This window comes from Pseudoalteromonas sp. 1_2015MBL_MicDiv (assembly GCF_002407505.1).
In the GTDB taxonomy this organism is placed as follows: domain Bacteria; phylum Pseudomonadota; class Gammaproteobacteria; order Enterobacterales; family Alteromonadaceae; genus Pseudoalteromonas; species Pseudoalteromonas fuliginea.
The window spans coordinates 1,627,657-1,648,879 of the sequence record NZ_CP012737.1 but is presented as its reverse complement, the minus strand read 5'-3'; the positions used below and the strand labels follow the sequence as shown (position 1 = coordinate 1,648,879).

Sequence of the window (21,223 nt, the reverse complement as noted above, 5' to 3'; positions counted from 1 at the left end):
TCATGGGTTGGTCTTGTTTAATTAGCCTTATCGTATTAGCTATTAAATTACAGTGGAACACTTTAATGAAACTCTTTTTTATATTGCTACTATCAATCAACTCGTTTAAAACGTTAGCCGTTGAGGTAGTAATACACAACCTCAATTCACTCTCAAGTAGTGGTCAAAGGACGGTGTCTACTTGGGTGAATCAAAGTGTTGAAAAAACACAAAATACGTTAGGGCCTCTAAAACAAAGTACCTTACCTATTTATTTAAAACCGCAATATTTTGCTTTTGAGCCAGTACCTTGGGCTACTGTAAAGCGAAATAATCCCGATGGGCTAGAACTACATATAGATCGTTACGCCAGTTTAAAAGCATTCACTAAAGATTGGACGCTATACCATGAACTTTCACATTTATATTTGCCGCTATTTCCCTACTCCGGTTTTTGGCTAAGCGAGGGTTTTGCCAGTTATATGCAAAACGTAATAATGCGTGACAGCGGTATAATCACCCAGCCGCAGTTTGTACAACGCTTAAATGCAGGGTTTGATCGTGCCCGCCTGCAAACCAAAACTAAAACACAGCCACTTAATAAGCTCTCTGCCGATATGTGGAAACAACGTGCTCAGCAACGTGTTTACTGGACAGGCGCAGCTTTTTTTGCCCAAGCAGATCTAGCATTGCAAAAACAAGGGCAAACTTTGGCAAGTGTTATAAAGGCGTATCAATTATGCTGTAGGCCAGCACGCTCTAATGCTAGAATGTTTATAAAAGAGCTTGATAAACAATCTAGAAGCAGTGTTTTTTCTACTCTATACGCACAATACAATAATCGCACTGACTTTCCTAATATTACAAAAGCGCAAATTAATCAGCTATAACGCTACTTTTAAGTAATGGCTAAAATAGTTATACGCTTGCTCATTAAAATTGACTGAGTGCTCGTTCATAAAACCATGTAGGTAGTTTGTTTTATTACACTTTACTGCGGACTTATTATTTAAAATGGCTATCACTTCATCAACATTAAAATGTACCTCATGTTTAGGAAAAATAAACTCACAGGGTACGTTTGCATCTAATGCTAAATAATTACGAATTTGTGATGGGTAGAACCCTATTAACTTTTTAAGGTGTGTATTGCCTGTTAATAACTGTGCGCGCCATGCTGCACTTGCCCCTGCGCTAAATGCGATACAAGTTGTTGGTGCTTGCAAATGCGCAAAACATTTTTGAAGTTTGTCGGTGTATTTATCATGCCCGCATTTCTGTATGAATTTATTGTAGTTATATTCTTCACTATCAATAGGTTGCAACTCATTATCATAAGGATCAATAACCGTTACCTTAGTGTCAAACCCCTCTGTAAACTGCGTAAAAGCAGGTGTTAAACCAAAAATATCGCTCGCAATTAGGTAATTCATACTTATCCTTTAGTAAATAAAATTGGAGGCCATAGGCAGTTGATAAAATGTATTATAAATAAATAAAAAAATAGCTTGCACATAATATACATATAAGTTAACTTCCCTCTCTGGTTTAAAGAAACCGCCGCGGTTAACCATTTACCCTGATCCAGTAAGCCCCGCAAAACGTATATTTGAAAGCTAAGTTATTGTACGGCGAGAACCCCTTAAATAATACCGAGATGAATTTTATTATCATCGCAAAAGTGTCATAAAGATCGTCAACACTGTAATGAAGCTAAACACAACATCGTTTATTTATTGACTGCACGAAGCTATAAAATATAGCGCAGAATAAATAACAAGAATAAAGTGAGTTTTATTATGTCTTATAAATATAATGGGTCTATGATCCAAATTGCACATCCAGTGCAATCAATTTCAGTAAACAAACATCGTGTAATCTTTAGTGATACACAAGGTTTAAAAAATGCATTATTTCAAAAAGCGAGTGATGCACGCCAATTTGTTAAATGGCTAAAAGCTAGTTAAACAAAACTTTAATTGCTTTTTATTATTGTGATTATTGAAAATATATTTTGCCAGCCTCGTTGCTGGCATTTTACTTTTTAGCCCTTTAATGGTTACAATAGTTTTACAATAATAATTATTGGCAACTGCTGTAATGCTCCGTTTATGTATACTTTTTTTAATGTTTTGTTTTGTAAGCCCTGTAAGTAATGCTAAAACCATTAATTGGTTAACGCACGACTTTGCACCGTACTACATTTTAAATGGCCAATATCAACACCAAGGCCGCGATGAAAGCATTATATCCCTACTTGAAAAACAACTACCCGCTATTACCTTTAATCAAATTATCATCCCTTCGGGAAAAGTAATCCAAGAGCTATCAAATACGTCCAATAATACTTGCGCATTATCTCTTTATAAAAATGATTACCGAAAAAAGCATATTTACTTTACAGACGAAAGCTCAACTACAGGCCTATCACCTTCTGTTGCTATGCATAGCAAGCTTGCAGACGCACTTGAATTGCCTGATGCGACTGAAGTGTCATTATTAGATTTAATACGTGATAAAAAGCTAACACTCGGCATATCAATGAGTCGTTCTTATGGAAAAGAGATAGATTCGGTTATAAACACAACTCCCGATATAGATTTAGTAATAAGACCTACTCGCGACAGCTTAGCGAGCCTTACTTATATGCTTAATTTAAAACGGATTGATATTTTATTGGGTTACCCAAGCGAACATTATTATTTAGCTAAATTAATGAATTTTGATAAAAATTTAACACAACGACCGTTAATCGAATCCCCTGCGTTAAGTTATGGCTTTATTGGTTGCACTAAAAATGAGCAAGGTGCAAAAGATATAGCAATGCTTAATGAGCAGCTCAAAGTAATAAAAAAAACACCAGCTTATAATGATGTGCTAATGCGCTGGTTGCCAGAGCATTTAAGGCCTTTATTGCAAGAGCGTATAAAAAAATAAGTATTTATAGAAAAAAACGCCATTAAAAATGACGCTGTTTATTGTTTATAATTAAGTATTTTATATATTACTGACGAATACCTTCAATAAATAAACCTATATCTACATGGGTAGAGGCTGGCCCTAAATTGTAATCAATACCGTAGTCGGTAAGCTTAAGGCTTGTTTCACCTTCAAAGCCTACACGGTAACCACCCCATGGATCTTTACCTTCACCCACTTTATCAATTTCAAAAGTAATGGTTTTGGTTACACCATGCAGCGTAAAATCACCTGTTACTTGACCTGAATCGTCTTCAAATTTAATACTGGTGCTTTTAAACGTCGCTGTTGGGTATTTATCAACATTTAAAAACTCTTTACCACGAAGGTGTTTATCGCGCTCGGCATGATTAGAATCAAGGCTTGTTGTATCTATATTAACCATAATTTGCGACGCATTAGGGTTTTTAGCATCGTAGTTAAATTTACCATCAAAGGTATTAAAATGGCCATGTAACCAGCTGTAACCTAAATGTTTAATTTTAAAGTTTACAAATGCATGAGCACCCTTTGTGTCAATTACGTAGTCGGCTGCATTAGCAGTTGTTACCGATAACATCATTGCAGCCGAAACGGCTGTGCTTACTAATAATTTTTTCATTTTAATCATCCTTTAATGGTTTGATCATTCTAATTAAGGTTTTATCTTTATCGATAAAGTGATGTTTTAACGCCCCTAGTGCATGCAATACTGCAAACCCGATTAATGTGCACGCGCCGTAATAGTGTACTTTTCCTGCAATATCGGCTTGGTCATCAAAGGCAAAATCAAGCGCTGATACATTAAATAAAGTAAATACTTCTATTGGACGCCCGTCTGCGGTTGATATTAAATACCCTGCAACAACAATAACAGCCAAAATAATATACATAGCAATATGCGCAGTATGTGCTAATTGGTTCATGCCTTTACTTTCACCTAATGGTTTAGGTTGTGTAGATAAAGCACGCCATAAAATTCTAAATAAAAATACGGCGACAAGCGTAATACCAATGCTTTTATGTAAATCGAGCGAGCCTTTATACCAGCTATCGTAATAAGTAAGCTCAACCATATATAAACCTAAACCAAACAGGCCAAAAATAGTCAACGCCATGAGCCAATGTAAAATAATGGCGACAAGTCCGTAAGATGAAGGTGTATTTTTAAACATGTGTAACGTCCTATAATGCTATGACGTTACAATATAGTGCATAGCCTTAAATGAAAATAACATTTACAAACACTTTACGTGCGTATACGCACAGAACTTTGATAATTAAAGTCAGTTTTAGAAGTTGAGGATTAAACAGATAAGTTTATAGAGTGGATTGCTCGCTCAAGCTGACATAAATTAAGCTCTCTGGGCTTACTTGCAAACAAGTAACAAGTCCTTCTTTAATGAGTTCAAGCATGGCTATAAAACTAACTACCACACCACTACGCCCTTCATCAGGCGTAAAAAGCGCATTAAACACCACTGCTGAATTTGCTTTCGATAGCTGTTGTAATATTTGGCTCATTCTCTCTCGGGTTGAGAGTACTTCGGCAGTAATTTGATGATGTTCAAACGTTTTTGCTCGCGCCATTACATCACTCAGCGCCAGCATTAAGTCTTTAAGTTCAATATCGGGGAGGTTTTGACTTGTGTCTTCATTTATTGGCATAGCGGCATGCGCTATAAAAATATCACGCCCAACACGGGGGATATCATCGAGGTTTTCGGCGGCTTTTTTAAATAACTCATATTCTTGTAGACGTTTAATAAGCTCAGCGCGAGGGTCTTCTTCCTCTTCAAGCTCTTCGTGTACAGGAAGTAATAAGCGCGACTTAATTTGTGCAAGTAACGCGGCCATAACTAAATATTCACCGGCAAGTTCGAGTTGAAACTCGGTCATCATTTCAACGTAACTTACATACTGCTCTGTAATACTAAAAATAGAAAGGTCGAGCACATCAAGCTTATGCTTTTTAATTAAATAAAGCAGTAAATCGAGCGGGCCTTCAAAGGTTTCTAATATTATTTCGAGCGCATCGGGCGGAATATATAAGTCTTCGGGTTTATCTACAACCGCTTTACCATGCAAAAAAGCCAGTGGCAGCTTTTGCTGCACTGGCTTTTCACTACTTTTTGTATCAGCAGTATTTTCGCTCACTTGTTATTACTCAAACGGGCTTGTATCACCACAGCCAACACGTAATATTTTAACGTCATCTTCCGACAAATCGATTACTGTGGTTGCTTGCTCTGGCAAGTAACCACCGTGAATAATTAAATCAACGTGCTTATCTAATCGCTCTAATATTTCATCAGGATCTGATTCTGTAAATTGTTGCCCTGGTAAAATTAAAGAACACGACATTAGCGGCTCGCCAAGTTCGGCAAGTAACGCACAAGCAATTGGATGTTCAATTACACGCATGCCAATGGTTTTTTTCTTGTCGTTTAATAAACGCTTAGGGACTTCTTTTGTGCCTTTAAAAATAAAGGTATAAGGCCCTGGCGTATTATTTTTAATTAATCTAAATAGCTGGTTATCTACACGTGCATAAGTAGATAGCTCCGATAAATCACGGCAAACTAGCGTAAAATTATCGTTTTTTTCAATACCACGAATACGCTCTATGCGCTCTTTGGCTTGCTTATTACCAATGTTACAGCCAATGGCATAGCCCGAATCTGTTGGGTAAACAACAACGCCGCCTTGTTTAATAATATCAACGGCTTGACTAATCAGTCTTGGTTGCGGGTTATCAGGATGAATATGGAATAATTGACTCATGTTAATGCCCCTTCTTGTCCTTCCCAAACTTGCCAAACACCTTGGCAGTCTTTCGGTAAGTATAAATTTTTGCCAAGCTCTAAATAGCTTGTCGGAAAATGAAAATCAGACCCTTGCGAGCAAAGTAGTTCGTACTCACGGCTGAGTTCACCTAAAAATTGACGTTCGCTTGGCGCCTGTTGAGGTTGTGCAACTTCCATTGCGTCTCCTCCTACACTTTTAAATTCTACTAATAATTTGCGTAGCCACTTGTTTGACATTTGATAGCTACTTGGGTGAGCAAGTACAGCAACACCACCAGCGGCATGTATTGCCTCTACAGCGGTTTGCATGGTGCACCAGCAACTAGGTACGTAGCCTGTTTTGCCGCGCCCTAAGTACTTTTTAAAAACACCCGGGAAATTTTTAGCTACACCGCGCTCAATAAGGGCACGTGCAAAATGTGCGCGCGTAATTTGCGCGTCTTTTGCCAGCTCTTTAGCTTGCTCGTAAATGCCATTAAAACCATTTTTTGCAAGGCGTGCGCCAATTTCTAGTGCACGCTCTTCTCGCTTTTGCTGCTGAGCCGATAATAAAGAGGTAAGGTCAATATTATTAATATCAATATTTAAACCTACAATATGAATTTCGAAGCTTTCCCATTTGGTAGACACTTCGGTACCCGTTATTAATGAAAGCGGTAAGTTTTCTGCTTCAATAAATTGCTGAGCAGGCTTAATAGCCGCCACAGTGTCATGATCGGTAATAGCAAACACATCAATATTTTTATCAACAGCGCGATGCAATAATTCTTCAACCGTTAAACGCCCGTCTGAATGTGTAGTATGGCTATGTAAATCGTATTTTATCAAAAGAAAACTGCTTAAAATTAAGGGTTACTGGTGTTTATGTAAGTATAACAACTTTTTTGACTAAATTGTTTTAAATAAACACTTGACACAAAAGCATAAGATACGTTTTACTGTAGCCACTTTCAGACACATTAAGAATTAACAATAATGATCAATTCAAACTTAAACACTATTTGGTGGTGGCACTCGTAATTTTCGGGTGATGAATTGTCGTGTCTAGCAAAAATTCAAAACCCGCAACTATGCGGGTTTTTTTATAACTAAATTTTACGAAACATATACGTTAACAATATTTAATAAATTTTGAGGCAGAAAAACATGAATAACGGTCTTACTCTTACACATCGTTGGTGGTGGCGCCTGATATAGCGGGACGGTAATGATCTGTTTGTAATTTAGATATCGTTATTCAAACCCCGCATTGCAAAAGCACTGCGGGGTTTAATTTTTTGAGGGAATGAGGTTTGATTTTTAGTCATATAACTACCACACCAGGCGAAGTAACAAGCATTACGCAAGTACGCGACTATATTAGTAGCCCTCTTGCATTATACGCGGCACTTGATAAGCCTAACTCACTACTGCTTGAATCGGCTGAGATTGATTCTAAAGACAGTGTAAAAAGTTTAATTTTAGTCGACTGTGCACTGCGCATCGTATGCCAAGATAAAACAGTCACTATTAATGCTCAATCTAATAATGGGCAACAACTACTTAGCTACTTGCAGGCAAATGTTAAAAGCTGTGATGCCACTTTAGACGGCGAAACACTTACCCTTTGTTATTTAGACACTAGCGGCGATACTGACGAAGCGAGCAAGCTCGTTGCTGATAACGCATTTAGCGCACTACGTACGTGTATCAACAGTATTAAAAGCACAACCAACAATCCATTTTCGGTATTTTTAGGCGGCGTATTTGCTTACGATATGGTGGCAAACTTTGAGCAATTAAGTGATGTACCTGATGGCGAAAACACCTGCCCAGATTACGTATTTTACTTAGCCGAAACCTTAGTTCTTATTGATCATCAAAAGCAAACAACTGAGCTCATTGGTAATGTATTTAATGGCCCAGACGTACACGCTAACTGCTTTGAAGTAGGTAAAGAGTTAGAACGATTAAATACACTTTGCGATAACGCAGCAGAATTTAGTGCGGAAATGCAAAGTGGCGAATGTGAGGTAAGCGTTGATATAGACGATGACACTTACTGCGAGCAAGTTGTTAAGCTTAAGAAGAACATTGTAGATGGTGATATTTTTCAGGTAGTGCCGTCGCGTACATTTTCACTACCTTGCCCTGATTCTTTACATGCGTATAGCCAGCTTAAAAAGCAAAACCCAAGCCCTTACATGTTTTATATGCGCGATGAAGACTTTGCTTTATTTGGCGCGTCTCCTGAGTCGGCCCTTAAGTACGACGTAAGTAATCAGCAAGTAGAAGTATACCCAATTGCTGGTACTCGAGCGCGCGGCAAATTTACTAACGGGCAAATAAACCCAGACCTAGACAGCCGCATTGAGTTGGAACTAAGAAACGATCAAAAAGAGCGCGCCGAGCATTTAATGCTCGTTGATTTAGCGCGTAACGACGTAGCCCGCATTAGTGTTGCAGGTACTCGTTTTGCCAAAGAGCTATTAAAAGTAGACCGCTATTCACAAGTAATGCATTTAGTGTCACGCGTTGTTGGCACACTAAAACCCGAGCTTGATGCATTGCATGCTTACCAAGCGTGTATGAACATGGGCACGCTTGTTGGTGCACCAAAGGTTCGTGCTGCTGAGCTTGTTCGTCAAACTGAAGGTAAGCGCCGTGGCAGCTATGGCGGCGCAGTAGGTTACTTAACCGGTGATGGCGCAATGGATAGCTGTATTGTTATTCGCTCAGCTTTTGTTAAAAATAACAAAGCCTACGTGCAAGCAGGTGCCGGTGTAGTGTTTGACTCTGATCCTATTTCAGAAGCAAACGAAACTCGCGCTAAAGCACAAGCGGTTATCACCGCCATAAAATCTACGTATAAGGCGGTATAAAATGAGTAAAACGAATCCTATTAAAATCTATTTTTTAGATAACTTTGACTCATTTACATATAACCTTGTTGATGAGCTTACGATGCTTGGCTGCGAACTGGTTGTTTACAGAAACAACATTAGCGCTGAGGTTATTTTTAATAAAATGCGCCAAGAGCAAGGACAAGTACTCTTAGTACTTTCCCCAGGTCCTGGCACACCAAGCGATGCAGGCTGTTTAATGGAGCTTATCGAGCTCTCTAAAGGCCACTTCCCAATGTTAGGCATTTGTTTAGGCCAACAAGCGTTAACACAAAGCTATGGCGGAGTAATCGGTCACGCGGGTGAAACCGTACATGGTAAGTCTTCAATTATTAAATTAGGCGAGCACCCTGTATTTGATGGTATGGGCAATACAATGCCTGTAGCACGTTACCATTCATTAATGGCAACAAAAGTGCCTGATAATATAAAGGTTATTGCCCAGTACGAAGATATCCCAATGGCTATTTATCATCATGATGACAACGCATTGGGTTACCAGTTTCATCCAGAATCAATACTGACGCCAAACGGCGCAATGCTACTTCAGCAAAGTGTCGCTTACTTAACACGCGCCAAATAAAAGAGGACATTATGAGTACACAACCAGAACAACCCATAAATGTTCAACACGCTATTGAACAACTAATTACAGGGCAATCATTAAGCTACGCAGACGCCAAAGCACTGTTTGATGAAATAATGCAAGGTAACATGAGCGAGATTGAGCTAACCGCCCTACTAATAAGCCTTAAAATTAAAGGCGAAGTAAGCGATGAAATAGCAGGTGCTGCAGCCTCAATGCGCGAAAACGCTGTTGCTTTTACTACCAGCAGTACGCAACTTGCCGATAGCTGTGGCACTGGTGGCGATGGCTCAAACACAATTAATATAAGTACAACGTCAGCAATTGTTGCCGCTGCTGCTGGTATTAACATGGTAAAACATGGTAATCGCAGTGTATCGAGTAATTCAGGCTCAGCCGATTTACTCAAAGCCTTGGGCATTAATATAGATATGAGCCCAGAGCAAGCAGCAAAATGTCTTGAGCAAACCAATTTTACCTTTTTGTTTGCACCGCACTATCACAGTGGCGTACGCCATGCGATGGGCGTACGCACATCGCTTAAAACACGCACTATTTTCAATATTTTAGGCCCGCTTGCTAACCCTGCAGCACCTGAAGTGCAATTGTTAGGTGTGTATAACGAAGCGTTGTGTATGCCAATGGCACAAACACTTAAAACCCTTGGCACAAAGCGCGCTATGATTGTTCACGGCTCGGGCACTGACGAAATAGCTCTACACGGCCCAACAACGGTAGTTGAGCTAAATAATGGCGAGATTACGCAGTACACACTAAACCCAAGCGACTTCGACCTTGCAAACTATTCACTTGAACAACTCGCTGGTGAAGGCCCACAATACAACGCAAATGCTAGCCTCGCCATCTTGCAAGGCAAAGGCACAGATGCACATAATGCTGCTATTGTGGTTAACGTAGCTGCCCTTTTATACCTAACAGGTAAAGCAGAAACGTTAAAAGAAGGGGCAAAACAAGTACAAACATTATTAAGTTCAGGGCAAGCCATGAACACACTAAATGCAATTATTGAGGTAAGTAATGGCTAATGTATTAGACAAAATTGTTGCTGATAAAAAATTAGAACTCATTGAGCGTAAAGCCGCACGCCCGCTTGAAAGCTTTAAGCACCTTGCAGTGCCTACAAGCCGTAGTTTTTACAAAGCATTAGCAGCCCCAGGCACACAGTTTATTTTAGAGTGTAAAAAAGCATCGCCCTCAAAAGGGTTAATTAGAGAGCCATTTGATTTAACCGAAATTACCTCAGTTTATAAAAAATACGCCACCTGCATGAGCGTGTTAACTGATGCTAAATATTTTCAAGGCAGTTTTGATTACCTCGAATTTGTGCGCAGCCAAGTAGAACAACCGCTTATCTGTAAAGACTTCTTTATAGACGAGTACCAAGTGTATATGGCACGTATATATGGTGGTGACGCTATATTACTGATGCTTTCGGTACTCGATGACGAAAGCTATAAAGCACTGCATGCTGTTGCCGATTCACTTAATATGTCGGTGTTAACCGAAGTAAGTAATGAAGAAGAAGTACACCGCGCACTTGCGCTTGATGCACAAATTATTGGTATTAATAACCGCGATTTACGCGATTTAAGCACCGACTTAGCCACTACTGAAAAACTACGAAAGCTTATTCCGGCTGATAAAGTGGTTATTTCGGAATCGGGTATTTACACCCATCATGACGTAAAACGTTTAGCTCCATTATGCGATGGTTTTTTAATTGGCAGCTCACTTATGGGCGAGCGTGATTTAGAGCAAGCATGTCGCCGTGTTATTTTAGGTGACAATAAAGTATGTGGTTTAACACGTAGCCAAGATGCACAAGCGGCATATCAAAACGGTGCTGTTTATGGCGGTTTAATTTTTCATCCTAAATCGCCTCGCTATGTCGATTTAGATTGTGCAAGAGAGCTGAGCCAAAGCGCACCACTTAATTTTGTTGGTGTATTTGTAGATGCCCCCATTGAGCAAGTTGCTCAATACGCAAGTGTGCTAAAATTAGCGGCAGTTCAATTACATGGTCAAGAAAGTGACGATTACATTGCTGACTTGCGTACACAGTTACCAACTAATTGCGAAATTTGGAAAGCTCAAGCAATAAAAGATGCATTGCCAACGCCTGTAAATGGGGTTGATCGACACCTTTACGATACGCACAGCGATACACAAGCTGGCGGTACAGGTAAAGCATTTGATTGGTCGGTGCTTAGCGGTGGAACTACACCATTTATGCTCGCTGGAGGCTTAAATCCAGACAATATTGAAGATGCGCTTTTTAAAGGTGCCCTAGGCCTTGATTTAAACTCAGGCGTTGAAGAATCTGCGGGTAAAAAGTGCCCTAACAAATTACATAATGCTTTTACAAGCATCAGAAATTATTGAGGTTAAAATGCAAAATCCAGCTTATTTTGGCGAGTTTGGCGGTATGTTTGTACCCGAGTTACTTGTCCCTGCGCTTAAGCAGTTAGAAAATGAATTTAACAAAGCACAAAAAGATCCTGAGTTTCAGGCAGAGCTAAGTAAATTATTAAACGAGTATGCGGGTCGTCCTACCCCACTTACTTTAACGCGCAATTTAGTTAAAAACCCAAAAGTAAAACTGTATCTAAAGCGTGAAGACTTACTACACGGCGGCGCACATAAAACCAACCAAGTACTTGGCCAGGCGTTACTTACAAAGCGCATGGGTAAAAAACAAGTAATTGCTGAAACCGGTGCTGGTCAACACGGTGTTGCAACCGCGCTTGCATGTGCACTACTGGGTTTAAAATGTCGAATTTATATGGGCGCAAAAGACGTTGAGCGTCAGCAACCTAACGTATTTAGAATGAAGTTAATGGGCGCAGAGGTTATTCCGGTAACAGCGGGTTCTGGCACATTAAAAGATGCAGTAAATGAAGCGCTGCGTGACTGGTCAGCAAATTACCAAGACGCGCACTACCTACTAGGTACAGCTGCAGGTCCACACCCATTCCCAACAATTGTACGCGAGTATCAAAAAATTATTGGTGAAGAAGCCAAACAACAAGTACTTAAAGCAGAAGGTCGTTTACCTGACGCTGTTATTGCTTGTGTTGGTGGTGGTTCAAACGCGATTGGTATGTTTACTGACTTTATTGACGAGCCAGGCGTTAAATTAATTGGTGTTGAGCCTGCTGGTAAAGGTCTTGATACAAATGAGCACGGTGCAACAATTTGTAAAGGCACCAAAGGCATATTACACGGTACTTATACGTATATTATGCAAAACGACGATGGCCAAATTGAAGAGTCTTACTCTGTATCAGCGGGTCTTGATTACCCTGCGGTTGGTCCTCAGCACGCATTTTTACACGAAACTGGTCGCGCTCAATACGTGGGTATTACCGATACAGAAGCGCTTGATGCGTTTCAATCACTTGCTAAAAACGAAGGGATTATTCCGGCGCTTGAATCAAGCCATGCGTTAGCTTATGCGCTTAAGTACGCAGAAGAGCAAACCGAGGAAAGCGTTTTAGTGATTAATTTAAGTGGTCGCGGCGATAAAGATTTAGCACACGTTCACAATGTACTAACTGAAAGAGGTCAGCTATGAGCCAAGTAAAAACGGATCGTTACGGCAAAATGTTTGCAGCGCTTAACGAGCAAAAACAAGGTGCGTTTGTACCATTTGTAACAATTGGCGACCCAGGTAAAGAGCAAAGTGTTGCGATTATTAAAAGCCTAATTGACGGCGGCGCTGATGCGCTTGAGCTTGGTATTCCGTTTTCGGACCCGATTGCGGATGGTCCTGTAATTCAAAAAGCTAATATTCGCGCACTTGATGTGCACATTAACACGCAAGATTGCTTTGATATTATTAAAGAGATACGCGAGTATAACGCCGATATTCCAATTGGATTATTGCTTTACTCAAACCTTGTTTTTAAGCGCGGCATAGAAGCATTTTACAAAGATGCAAAAGCGGTAGGTGTAGACTCTATTTTAGTGGCTGACGTGCCTCTGCATGAATCTAAAATATTTAGAAAATCGGCAATGGATAACGGTGTAGACCCAATTTTTATTGCAACACCTAATGCGGATGACGACACACTTCGCCAATGCGCCTCTTACGGTCGTGGTTATACGTATTTACTATCGCGCGCTGGTGTTACCGGTACCGATACTAAAGCACAAATGCCAGCGGGTAATATTGTCACTAAATTAAAAGAATACCATGCAGCTCCTGCTCTTTTAGGGTTTGGTATTTCAACACCAGATGATGTAAAAGCCGCACTTAACGCAGGCGCAGCAGGTGCTATTTCAGGCTCTGCTGTAGTTAAAATTATTGAAGCTAACCTTAACGATTTAGACGCAATGACAACGCAGTTAAAAGCATTTGTTAGTGAAATGAAAGCCGCAACCGCATTATAAAAAGTGTAAATTTACACATTAAAAAAGGGCATTTAAATGCCCTTTTTTGTTTTTGAAAAGCAAATTAGTGAGCTTGGTGTTTACCCTCTAAAATCTCTTCAATAAATTTAGCATTAAATGCTTCCAAATCAGCTGGGCTTCGGCTTGTTACTAAACCTTTATCTACACATACTTCTTGGTCAACCCAATTAGCACCTGCATTAATTAAATCGCTTTTAATACTAGGGAAAGAGGTAATGGTACGGTCGCGCAATTTATTAATTTCAGCTAACAACCACGGCGCATGGCAAATAGCAGCAACGGGTTTGTTTTTTTCTGCGCCAAAAAAGCCATCAATAAATGCTTTAGCATCTTTATCTTGGCGTAAACTGTCTGGATTAAATAAACCACCAGGAAGCATAAGCGCGTCGTAATCAGCAGGATCCGCGTTTGTAACTAGTTTATCTACTGTTACTTTATCGCCCCACTTGTCTTCATCCCAGCCAGTAATTTGGCCTTCTTTAATTGATACTATTTCGATGTTTGCACCAGCATCAAGTAATGCGCTGCGTGGAGATAAAAGCTCACTTTGCTCAAATCCATCAGTGGCTAAAATTGCGATTTTTTTGCCTTGTAAACGTGTGCTTATTTGTAATGTACTCATTGAGATCTCCTTATTTTCTTAAAAGTTATATTTAAAATACACAATTAAAAAAGCACGATGCGTGCCGATAACAAGCAATTGAAAATAAAGGAGTAAATTGAAATAGAGTTATGCTACCATGTAAATTATTTAGAGATTATGAATAATGTACATAAGTGCCACTTTATTTCCAGCTCATGTAATTTAACACCACCAAAAGCGAGGTGTAAAACCTCACCTACAACATATTTCCACATTGGTGCGCTTACTTCGCGCTCATGTAATTTAAAGCCATTAAACGCGACGTGTAATCCTGAACTACAGCATATACCCGTAGGTGCGAATTTACTTCGCGCTCATGTAACTTATCTATCAATACGAGGTTTAAAACCTTAAATAAATTTAAAGCAGATCTTTTAACGCTTTCGCGGGTTTAAAAACCGCTTTATTTGCGCCTTCTATTTCAATTGCAGCCCCTGTTTGTGGGTTACGCCCAGTACGCGCTGGGTAATAACTTAGCGCAAAGGTACCAAAGCCATTAATTTGAACTTGATCGCCCTCAGAAAGCGATTTAGTAATGACTTTTTGCAAGCTTGAAAGTGCCGCTTGAGCATCTTTTTTTGTTAATTCACTTTTGTGTGCAATGGCAGCAACGAGTTCTGCTTTATTCATTTTAGGCTCCTAAATACACGCCAAATCAGTGTTGGTTAAGCGTGGGAATATGATGATATGAAAAATACCAAACCAAATTGGTAATAAAGCCACGCAGGCTAAGGGTTACAGGGCAACAAGTCAACCTTGTAGTTGCTAAGCTTTATGTGGTAAAAAGCCTTTGACTCTTTTTTGTATAATTTAGGTAGTATATGCACGCATTAATTGAATACATTCCACTCATACTGTTTTTTGCAGTGTTTAAACTCGTCGATATTTATTGGGCTACCGGTTTATTGATGGCCACTACGCTTATTCAAGTTGCTTATAGCTACTTTAAACATGGCAATGTACCTACTCGTCATTGGATATTTTTTGGCATTGCTGCCGTGTTTGGTACGCTAACGCTGGTACTTCATGATGAGCAATACATTAAATGGAAAGCAACACTCATATATGCAGGTTTAAGTTTAACGTTACTTGTTAGCCGTTATGTACTTAATAAAAATCTCGTTAAAAAAGCGCTTAGCTCAATCCTCGAAAACGCTAATGATACAAAACAAGCCATTGTTGTCCCAGAACCGTTATGGGATAAGCTTAACCTAATGTGGGTTGCTATAACTGCTGGTATAGCGGCACTAAACATTTATATTGCGTATAATTTTTCGCTCGACTTTTGGGTTAACTTTAAAGTGTTTGGTTTAATGGGTATTACTTTTGTAAGCATTTTTGCCACTATTATCGCCTTATATAAATACTTCCCTGATGAAGAAGAGCCTGCAAAGTAAGCCCCCTCGTCATAAAAGTGTCGTCTTAGCTTGTTAGCTTATTAAAAAAAGCAAGTTGAGACGACCTTGAACGCTAATCAATACCGCTGGTTTGAATTTACCCTCATTTTTATATTGCTGCCCTTGTTGGGTTTTGGATTACGCGAGCACTTAGCTAATTGGCTTATCCCTGCGCTTATTATACTTATGAGTGTGTGTTGTATGTTGCTACTAGGCGATCCCCATTTTAAACGATTTAGACTCACAAGCCTTGGGCAATTTTCTGCTGTTAAAAGGCGTGTGTTTAGCTTCTTTTTTTTAGGTGCGCTGTTCTCAGGCATGTTTTACGGGATTATTCATCAAGGCAACTGGTTTACCCTTCCCCGTAACTCATTTAATGATTGGCTTTTACTGTTGGTGCTGTATCCAATACTGTCGGTTATTCCTCAAGAATTAATATTCAGAACATATTTTTTCCATCGTTATAAACGCATTATGCCAAAAAAAGCAGTGCGTATTGTAGTTAGTGCGAGTGTATTTGCGTTGGCGCATATTGTGTATGCAAATTGGATTGCAGTAGCCTTAGCATTTTTAGGTGGCTTACTGTTTGCTTATACCTACGCAAAAAGCCGCTCAACCTTTGTGTGCGTTATTGAGCATAGCTTATGGGGGCTTTGGATGTTTACCCTTGGCATTGGCAGCTATCTCGACTCAGGCGCATTTAATTAAAGTAACCTTTATTTAAATTTACATACAAAAAAGCCGCAACAAGTACGGCTTATATAATTGGGTCTGTATTTAAAAGCCAAATATTTTTAGAGCAAAAAACTTAGTCGCGACTGTATTTATAAATATTACCGCTAAAATAATTGGAATAAACGTTGAAAGTGAAAAATTAACGTATTTTTCCATTAAGCTACCAGCATAATTAGGCGAGCCTAAGCTTAGCTCTTGTGTTAAACGTGCTTTTTTCCAGCGGTACATTACAAACAAACACACCATTAAGCCATTAAGCGGTAAAATTGTGTCGTAGAATACATCAACAATAATATCGAAAAAGCTCTTATTTACACCGCCATAACTGGTAAACGAGGTAAGGCTGTCAATCATACCAAACGACATAGTACATAAAATAGTTAGCACGCCAGTTGTAAGTGTTAAAATACCCAATGCTTTTTTACGGCTAATTCCTTTGCGGTCGCTTAATGTGGCTGTCGGTACTTCAACAATAGATACCAATGACGTAATTGCAGCAAAAAATACCAACAAGAAAAACGAGAATGCTACAATTGATGCGCCTACGTATCCGATATCATTTTGCAGTGCTAATAATATTTTCGGCAAGTACACAAAAATCATCGACACTGACGAATCAGAAAGTGCTGATGGGTCTGTGTTTGGATCAAAACTAAATATAGCCGGTAACACCATAAGACCTGCGACAAAGGCGACTAACGAGTCAGTAATTGCTACCATTTTTGCACTACTTACAATGTCATCTTTTTTAGATATATACGACGCGTAAGTCATTAATATACCCATACCTAACGACAACGAGAAAAATGCTTGGCTTAGCGCCCCATTAAGTACGCTTGCACTCATTTTAGAAAAATCAGGGATAATATAATATTTAACACCTGCCATTGCATTATCAAGTGTTAATACATAAATAACTAAAGCAAGAAGCATGACTAGAAGTGCTGGCATCAGAAATTTAGCGGCTTTTTCTATGCCTTGCTTAACACCCCCTAATAAAATTAAGTTAACAATAATTACCACTACCGCCATGTAACCAAAAACAGTGTAGCTATTAATAAAAACACCAAAATGGCTAGGTTCAGCGAGTAAATCTAAATTCCCCAAACCAGTTTGCATTAAGTAGCCGAAAATCCACACTGTAATTACCATGTAAAACACTGCAATCATAAATGGTGTAAGCACAGCTAAAAATCCTGCAAACTTCCACTTTTTGTCATTGTTTGCCAACAGCTTGTACGAGCCGAGTGGATCTTTTTGAGCATTACGGCCCATTGCCATTTCAGCCATCATGACAGGTAAGCAAATGAATACGACAAATAAAGCATAAATTAATAAAAATGCGCCACCACCATTTTTGGTAGCAGAAACAGGAAAACCAACTAAATTACCAATACCCACAGCAGAACCTGCTGCCGCTAGTATGAATCCGAGACGGGAACTAAATCGCTCTCTATTATCGCTCATGCATAAAACCTTTTTATTATTTTGTATATTTCAGCGACTCTACCAGTGTTACACAGATATTTTCAAGCAAATACAGTGTAAAAATAAAATCGAAGTGTAAACCTGCCTAAATACGCTTTTAATTCACCAATTTTCAACGCTGTGATAGTATTGCGTTAATCAAATTTAACAATTTTTATGAGATTTCTTATGTTGTACATGATTCACTCAACAGATGTTGAAAACAGCTTAGAGCTTAGAAAAGCAGCACGCCCAGCACACTTGGAACGTCTTAATGAGCTTGATTCACAAAATCGCTTATTTACTGCAGGTCCTTTTCCAGCAGTTGACAGTGAAGATCCTCAAGAGGCTGGTTTTACCGGTTCACTCGTTGTGGCTGAGTTTGATTCAATAGAAGCCGCGCGTGAATGGGCTGCGGCTGATCCGTATGTTGCCGCAGGCGTATATGAAAATACTGTTGTTAAACCATTTAAAAAAGTTTTCCCTGCTTAACTATAAATAATCGCTTATTAACATAGTTCAGGGTTTGTTCACGGGTTTTTAATTAAAATTGTTAAAGTAAAAGCTAATTTAGTGTTTTTACTTGAATTTTAGTAACTTAGTTAATTAAACTAAGTGTGTTTGGTCTAGGGGTTCTATCATGCGCATATTATTAAGTCTTACTTTTATTGCTTGTACTAGCTTTGCTAGCTTTTCTCAAGTAAATACAACAGCCACAAATCCAACGGCTAAAGCTGAAGTAAGCAAAAAGAAGGCTGTAATACTCGCAAAAAAAACCATTAACGGTAAAACGCTTAAGATTTCTGAACAAACTGACTTTTATACAGTGCGAATACTCAAATCTGACGGCCATGTCGTCGATTTACATATAAATAAAAAAACTGGCGAAGTAAAAAAGGATTAACCGATGCGAATTTTAGTTATAGAAGACGATTTACATTTAGCAGATAACCTACGTAATGCTTTAGAAAAAGAACGTTACAGCGTGGATTTATGCCACGATGGTGAAGCAGGTCTTTTCCATATTACTGAATATCCGCTTGATATGGCCGTTGTTGATTTAGGTTTACCTAAAATAGACGGTATCGAATTGATTAATAAAGCACGTGCACAAGGTATTACTATCCCTATTCTGATTTTAACAGCGCGTGATCGCTGGCAGGACAAAGTAGAAGGTTTAGATGCTGGCGCAGACGATTATCTTACAAAACCATTTCACGTTGAAGAGCTTATTGCACGTTGTAATGCATTAATTCGTCGCAGTGCAGGTAAGGCAAATCCAGAAATGACAGCAGGCCCAATCAAAATCCATACACGCTCGCAGCAAGTTTGGGTTGATGATAAAGAGCTCAGCCTAACCGCTTACGAATATAAAGTGCTTGAATATTTAATGGTAAACCCGCAAAAAGTAATCTCAAAATCAGAATTGACTGAGCACATTTACGATCAAGATTTTGACCTTGATTCAAATGTTATCGAAGTATTTGTACTGCGTTTACGCAAGAAACTTGACCCTGAAGGTGTATTAAACCCAGTAGAGACACTACGTGGGCGCGGTTACAGGCTTAAAAGTCAGTGGTAATACCGCAAATATCGTTAAAAATAAGGCAAGGATTTATCCTTGTCTTTGTTTTATTAGTCGCACTCCCAATCCTGTTCTATTCAATTGGCAAAGCGTATTACGCTTCACTTGTTGATGCGACAGAAAAAACCCTCGAAGCACAGCTATATTCGCTTATATCTGAAGTCGACTTTACTGAGCATGGCATTATTATGCCAAGTACAATTTTAGCGCCTGAGTTAAATAGACTAAACTCCGATACCTACGCAATGATCTATCGTGACGATGAACCCATTTGGCATTCTGAATCAGCTGTTAACGTTAATTTTGTACCTCAGCAAGTAGAAACAAAAGCAGGTGCAGCGGACTTTAGACGAGTTGAATATAAAAACACTGCGTACTGGCAACTTAGCCTTACTGTTATTTTAAACAACATAGATCAATCAGAACAGGCACGCTTCATATTAGTTAAACGTAACGATGCCTTACTGCGTTTAATGGACGGTTTTAAGCAAACACTTGTTGATTGGATGTTTATAATGGGCATTGCAATCGCGGGTCTTATGGCGGTTGGTTTTATTTGGAGTGCACGGCCACTGCAACGACTTGATAAAGAAATAAAAGCGATCGAGTCTGGCGATATCCAAGAAATTAAAGGGTTATACCCCATTGAGTTGCAAACTATTAAGTCCGATTTAAACTTACTCCTTGATTCTCAACAACGTCAGAAAGAGCGCTACAGAGCCTCATTGAGCGACCTTGCACACGCGCTTAAAACACCACTAGCTGTTTTGAAATCAAGCCCGCTGGCTAATGATGCAGATGCACAAGAGCAGCTTGACCGTATTAATGTGATGATCGAGCACCAATTAAAACGGGCAGCAACCGGTGCCTCTGATACTTGGAAGAAACAAACGCCAATTAAGCCAGTTCTCGATTCTATTTTAAGTGCTATGGCAAAAGTGTATCGTGATAAAGATATTATTTTTAGTTGCACAGTAACAGATAAAGACTACTTTTTAGGTGATCAAACCGATTTAATGGAACTATTGGGTAATTTAATTGATAACGCCTGTAAAGCATGTCGTTCACAAGTCGAAATACAAGTAGTCCAAAGTAAAACTCTGTGTATTGGTATTAGCGATGATGGTCCTGGTGTACCAGAAGACAAGCGCGAGTCTTTACTCACTCGTGGTACACGCCTAGATACATATGAAAGCGGACACGGTGTGGGTATGGCAATTGTATCTGATTTAGTTAAGTCGTATCACGGTACTCTCACTATCACTAAAGCTGATAACTTGGGCGGTGCTCAATTTATTTTAGAGTTTAATTATAATGATAAAAAGTAATAATTTATTAAAGCTAACTGCAATTGTACTGTTAATAATTAGCCAATACAGTTTTGCTAATGAAGCGTGTACTTTAGTAAAAAAAGCAACCACGGATGAAGCTAAGCGTTATATCCAATGCCTAGATACACAAATAAATAAAGCAAAACTAGTGCAAGGCAGTTGGATACAAAAGCGTAAATACGAACTCACTACATCACAAGAAAGTACAGGTAATACCCAAATACTTCCATTATTTATGCGCAGCATTAGTAATAATGAAAAATACATAGAAAGCGCTTGCCAGTGGCGTTATTTATTAAAACTCCCTAATGCAACAACTGCGGCTATTAGTTATAAAATCTGTGAAATCCAACTTATCAACCAATTTACTGATGCACTTAAAAAACCATTTTAAAACAAGCAATCTACTAATCGGTTGC

The 21,223-nt window shown here is 39.1% G+C and carries 25 protein-coding genes; 16 read left to right on the top strand and 9 right to left on the bottom strand.

Translation table 11 applies throughout. The features are described from left to right. The first annotated feature begins 65 nt into the window (after positions 1–65). Positions 66–869, top strand: a complete 804-nt coding sequence (locus tag AOR04_RS07530; RefSeq protein WP_096792938.1) for a M61 family metallopeptidase — start codon at positions 66–68, stop codon at positions 867–869. Here AOR04_RS07530 and AOR04_RS07525 read toward each other — a convergent pair. Further along, positions 864–1,412 carry a hypothetical protein gene (locus AOR04_RS07525; RefSeq protein ID WP_007375426.1) on the bottom strand — a complete coding sequence of 183 codons (549 nt, stop codon included), beginning with the start codon at positions 1,410–1,412 and terminating at the stop codon, positions 864–866. The two genes, AOR04_RS07530 and AOR04_RS07525, sit on opposite strands and share 6 nt — an antisense overlap. 366 nt (positions 1,413–1,778) lie before the next feature. On the opposite strand from AOR04_RS07525, the gene AOR04_RS21695 reads away from it, so the two are divergent. Both AOR04_RS21695 and AOR04_RS07520 read left to right on the top strand, forming a co-directional pair. Beyond that, the gene (locus tag AOR04_RS21695; RefSeq protein WP_007375427.1) at positions 1,779–1,946 is read left to right on the top strand and encodes a hypothetical protein; all 168 of its coding nucleotides are present in this window, start codon (positions 1,779–1,781) and stop codon (positions 1,944–1,946) included. A gap of 160 nt (positions 1,947–2,106) precedes the next feature. Continuing rightward, a complete protein-coding gene (locus AOR04_RS07520; protein ID WP_442960148.1) occupies positions 2,107–2,916 on the top strand; it encodes a hypothetical protein in 810 nt (269 codons plus the stop codon). 67 nt (positions 2,917–2,983) lie between these two features. Here AOR04_RS07520 and AOR04_RS07515 read toward each other — a convergent pair whose 3' ends face one another. From AOR04_RS07515 to rnm, 5 genes are all read right to left on the bottom strand, one after another. Then, positions 2,984–3,559 carry a YceI family protein gene (locus AOR04_RS07515; protein ID WP_096792936.1) on the bottom strand — a complete coding sequence of 192 codons (576 nt, stop codon included), beginning with the start codon at positions 3,557–3,559 and terminating at the stop codon, positions 2,984–2,986. 1 nt (position 3,560) lies between these two features. Continuing rightward, a complete protein-coding gene (locus tag AOR04_RS07510; protein WP_002961572.1) occupies positions 3,561–4,112 on the bottom strand; it encodes a cytochrome b in 552 nt (183 codons plus the stop codon). A 145-nt stretch (positions 4,113–4,257) separates the two neighbouring features. Beyond that, positions 4,258–5,094 carry a segregation and condensation protein A gene (locus tag AOR04_RS07505; RefSeq protein WP_008138354.1) on the bottom strand — a complete coding sequence of 279 codons (837 nt, stop codon included), beginning with the start codon at positions 5,092–5,094 and terminating at the stop codon, positions 4,258–4,260. A 6-nt stretch (positions 5,095–5,100) separates the two neighbouring features. Then, complete coding sequence (locus tag AOR04_RS07500) at positions 5,101–5,721, bottom strand: L-threonylcarbamoyladenylate synthase (protein ID WP_096792935.1); 621 nt, start codon at positions 5,719–5,721, stop codon at positions 5,101–5,103. Then, positions 5,718–6,572, bottom strand: a complete 855-nt coding sequence (gene rnm / locus AOR04_RS07495; RefSeq protein ID WP_096792934.1) for an RNase RNM — start codon at positions 6,570–6,572, stop codon at positions 5,718–5,720. The genes AOR04_RS07500 and rnm overlap by 4 nt, the downstream gene beginning before the upstream one ends. A 464-nt stretch (positions 6,573–7,036) precedes the next feature. Here rnm and AOR04_RS07490 point away from each other — a divergent pair, with 464 nt between their 5' ends. The 6 genes from AOR04_RS07490 to trpA are packed head-to-tail and all read left to right on the top strand — an operon-like array spanning position 7,037 to position 13,625. Beyond that, complete coding sequence (locus AOR04_RS07490) at positions 7,037–8,605, top strand: anthranilate synthase component 1 (RefSeq protein WP_096792933.1); 1,569 nt, start codon at positions 7,037–7,039, stop codon at positions 8,603–8,605. 1 nt (position 8,606) lies between these two features. Continuing rightward, positions 8,607–9,209 (top strand): aminodeoxychorismate/anthranilate synthase component II, encoded by a 603-nt coding sequence (locus tag AOR04_RS07485; RefSeq protein WP_096792932.1) that lies wholly within the window; start codon positions 8,607–8,609, stop codon positions 9,207–9,209. 11 nt (positions 9,210–9,220) lie between these two features. Beyond that, positions 9,221–10,258, top strand: a complete 1,038-nt coding sequence (gene trpD, locus AOR04_RS07480) for an anthranilate phosphoribosyltransferase (protein WP_096792931.1) — start codon at positions 9,221–9,223, stop codon at positions 10,256–10,258. Beyond that, the gene (trpCF, locus tag AOR04_RS07475) at positions 10,251–11,615 is read left to right on the top strand and encodes a bifunctional indole-3-glycerol-phosphate synthase TrpC/phosphoribosylanthranilate isomerase TrpF (RefSeq protein WP_096792930.1); all 1,365 of its coding nucleotides are present in this window, start codon (positions 10,251–10,253) and stop codon (positions 11,613–11,615) included. Before trpD ends, trpCF begins: the two co-directional genes overlap by 8 nt. Positions 11,616–11,622: 7 nt before the next feature. Beyond that, a complete protein-coding gene (gene trpB, locus AOR04_RS07470) occupies positions 11,623–12,807 on the top strand; it encodes a tryptophan synthase subunit beta (protein WP_096794100.1) in 1,185 nt (394 codons plus the stop codon). Next, positions 12,804–13,625 carry a tryptophan synthase subunit alpha gene (gene trpA, locus AOR04_RS07465; RefSeq protein ID WP_096792929.1) on the top strand — a complete coding sequence of 274 codons (822 nt, stop codon included), beginning with the start codon at positions 12,804–12,806 and terminating at the stop codon, positions 13,623–13,625. Before trpB ends, trpA begins: the two co-directional genes overlap by 4 nt. Before the next feature lie 64 nt (positions 13,626–13,689). Here the strand turns inward: trpA and AOR04_RS07460 are convergent, their stop codons facing one another. Together AOR04_RS07460 and AOR04_RS07455 are read right to left on the bottom strand one after the other, a co-directional pair. After that, the gene (locus AOR04_RS07460) at positions 13,690–14,268 is read right to left on the bottom strand and encodes a type 1 glutamine amidotransferase domain-containing protein (RefSeq protein WP_096792928.1); all 579 of its coding nucleotides are present in this window, start codon (positions 14,266–14,268) and stop codon (positions 13,690–13,692) included. A 381-nt stretch (positions 14,269–14,649) separates the two neighbouring features. After that, positions 14,650–14,919, bottom strand: coding sequence for an HU family DNA-binding protein (locus AOR04_RS07455; RefSeq protein ID WP_077538106.1), 270 nt, complete (start codon positions 14,917–14,919; stop codon positions 14,650–14,652). Positions 14,920–15,110: 191 nt separating this feature from the next. Here AOR04_RS07455 and AOR04_RS07450 point away from each other — a divergent pair, with 191 nt between their 5' ends. Together AOR04_RS07450 and AOR04_RS07445 are read left to right on the top strand one after the other, a co-directional pair. Further along, positions 15,111–15,686: an inner membrane-spanning protein YciB gene (locus tag AOR04_RS07450; RefSeq protein WP_096792927.1), complete on the top strand. Its 576-nt coding sequence runs from the start codon at positions 15,111–15,113 to the stop codon at positions 15,684–15,686. A 66-nt stretch (positions 15,687–15,752) separates the two neighbouring features. Next, positions 15,753–16,394, top strand: coding sequence for a CPBP family intramembrane glutamic endopeptidase (locus tag AOR04_RS07445; RefSeq protein ID WP_096792926.1), 642 nt, complete (start codon positions 15,753–15,755; stop codon positions 16,392–16,394). Between the two features lie 69 nt (positions 16,395–16,463). On the opposite strand, the gene AOR04_RS07440 is transcribed toward AOR04_RS07445, so the two are convergent. Beyond that, positions 16,464–17,888: a sodium-dependent transporter gene (locus AOR04_RS07440; protein WP_007375444.1), complete on the bottom strand. Its 1,425-nt coding sequence runs from the start codon at positions 17,886–17,888 to the stop codon at positions 16,464–16,466. Positions 17,889–18,077: 189 nt separating this feature from the next. On the opposite strand from AOR04_RS07440, the gene AOR04_RS07435 reads away from it, so the two are divergent. The 5 genes from AOR04_RS07435 (at position 18,078) to AOR04_RS07415 (ending at position 21,198) form a co-directional block, all read left to right on the top strand. Next, positions 18,078–18,380 carry a YciI family protein gene (locus tag AOR04_RS07435; protein ID WP_033022975.1) on the top strand — a complete coding sequence of 101 codons (303 nt, stop codon included), beginning with the start codon at positions 18,078–18,080 and terminating at the stop codon, positions 18,378–18,380. Positions 18,381–18,528: 148 nt separating this feature from the next. After that, a complete protein-coding gene (locus AOR04_RS07430) occupies positions 18,529–18,792 on the top strand; it encodes a PepSY domain-containing protein (protein WP_007375446.1) in 264 nt (87 codons plus the stop codon). Between the two features lie 3 nt (positions 18,793–18,795). After that, on the top strand, positions 18,796–19,470 hold the full coding sequence (locus AOR04_RS07425) for a response regulator transcription factor (protein ID WP_007375447.1): 675 nt from the start codon (positions 18,796–18,798) through the stop codon (positions 19,468–19,470). Further along, on the top strand, positions 19,464–20,801 hold the full coding sequence (locus AOR04_RS07420) for an ATP-binding protein (RefSeq protein ID WP_008138328.1): 1,338 nt from the start codon (positions 19,464–19,466) through the stop codon (positions 20,799–20,801). The genes AOR04_RS07425 and AOR04_RS07420 overlap by 7 nt, the downstream gene beginning before the upstream one ends. Beyond that, entirely contained in the window at positions 20,788–21,198 is a 411-nt protein-coding gene (locus AOR04_RS07415; RefSeq protein WP_096792925.1) for a hypothetical protein, read from the top strand. Before AOR04_RS07420 ends, AOR04_RS07415 begins: the two co-directional genes overlap by 14 nt. The last annotated feature ends 25 nt before the right edge of the window (positions 21,199–21,223 follow it).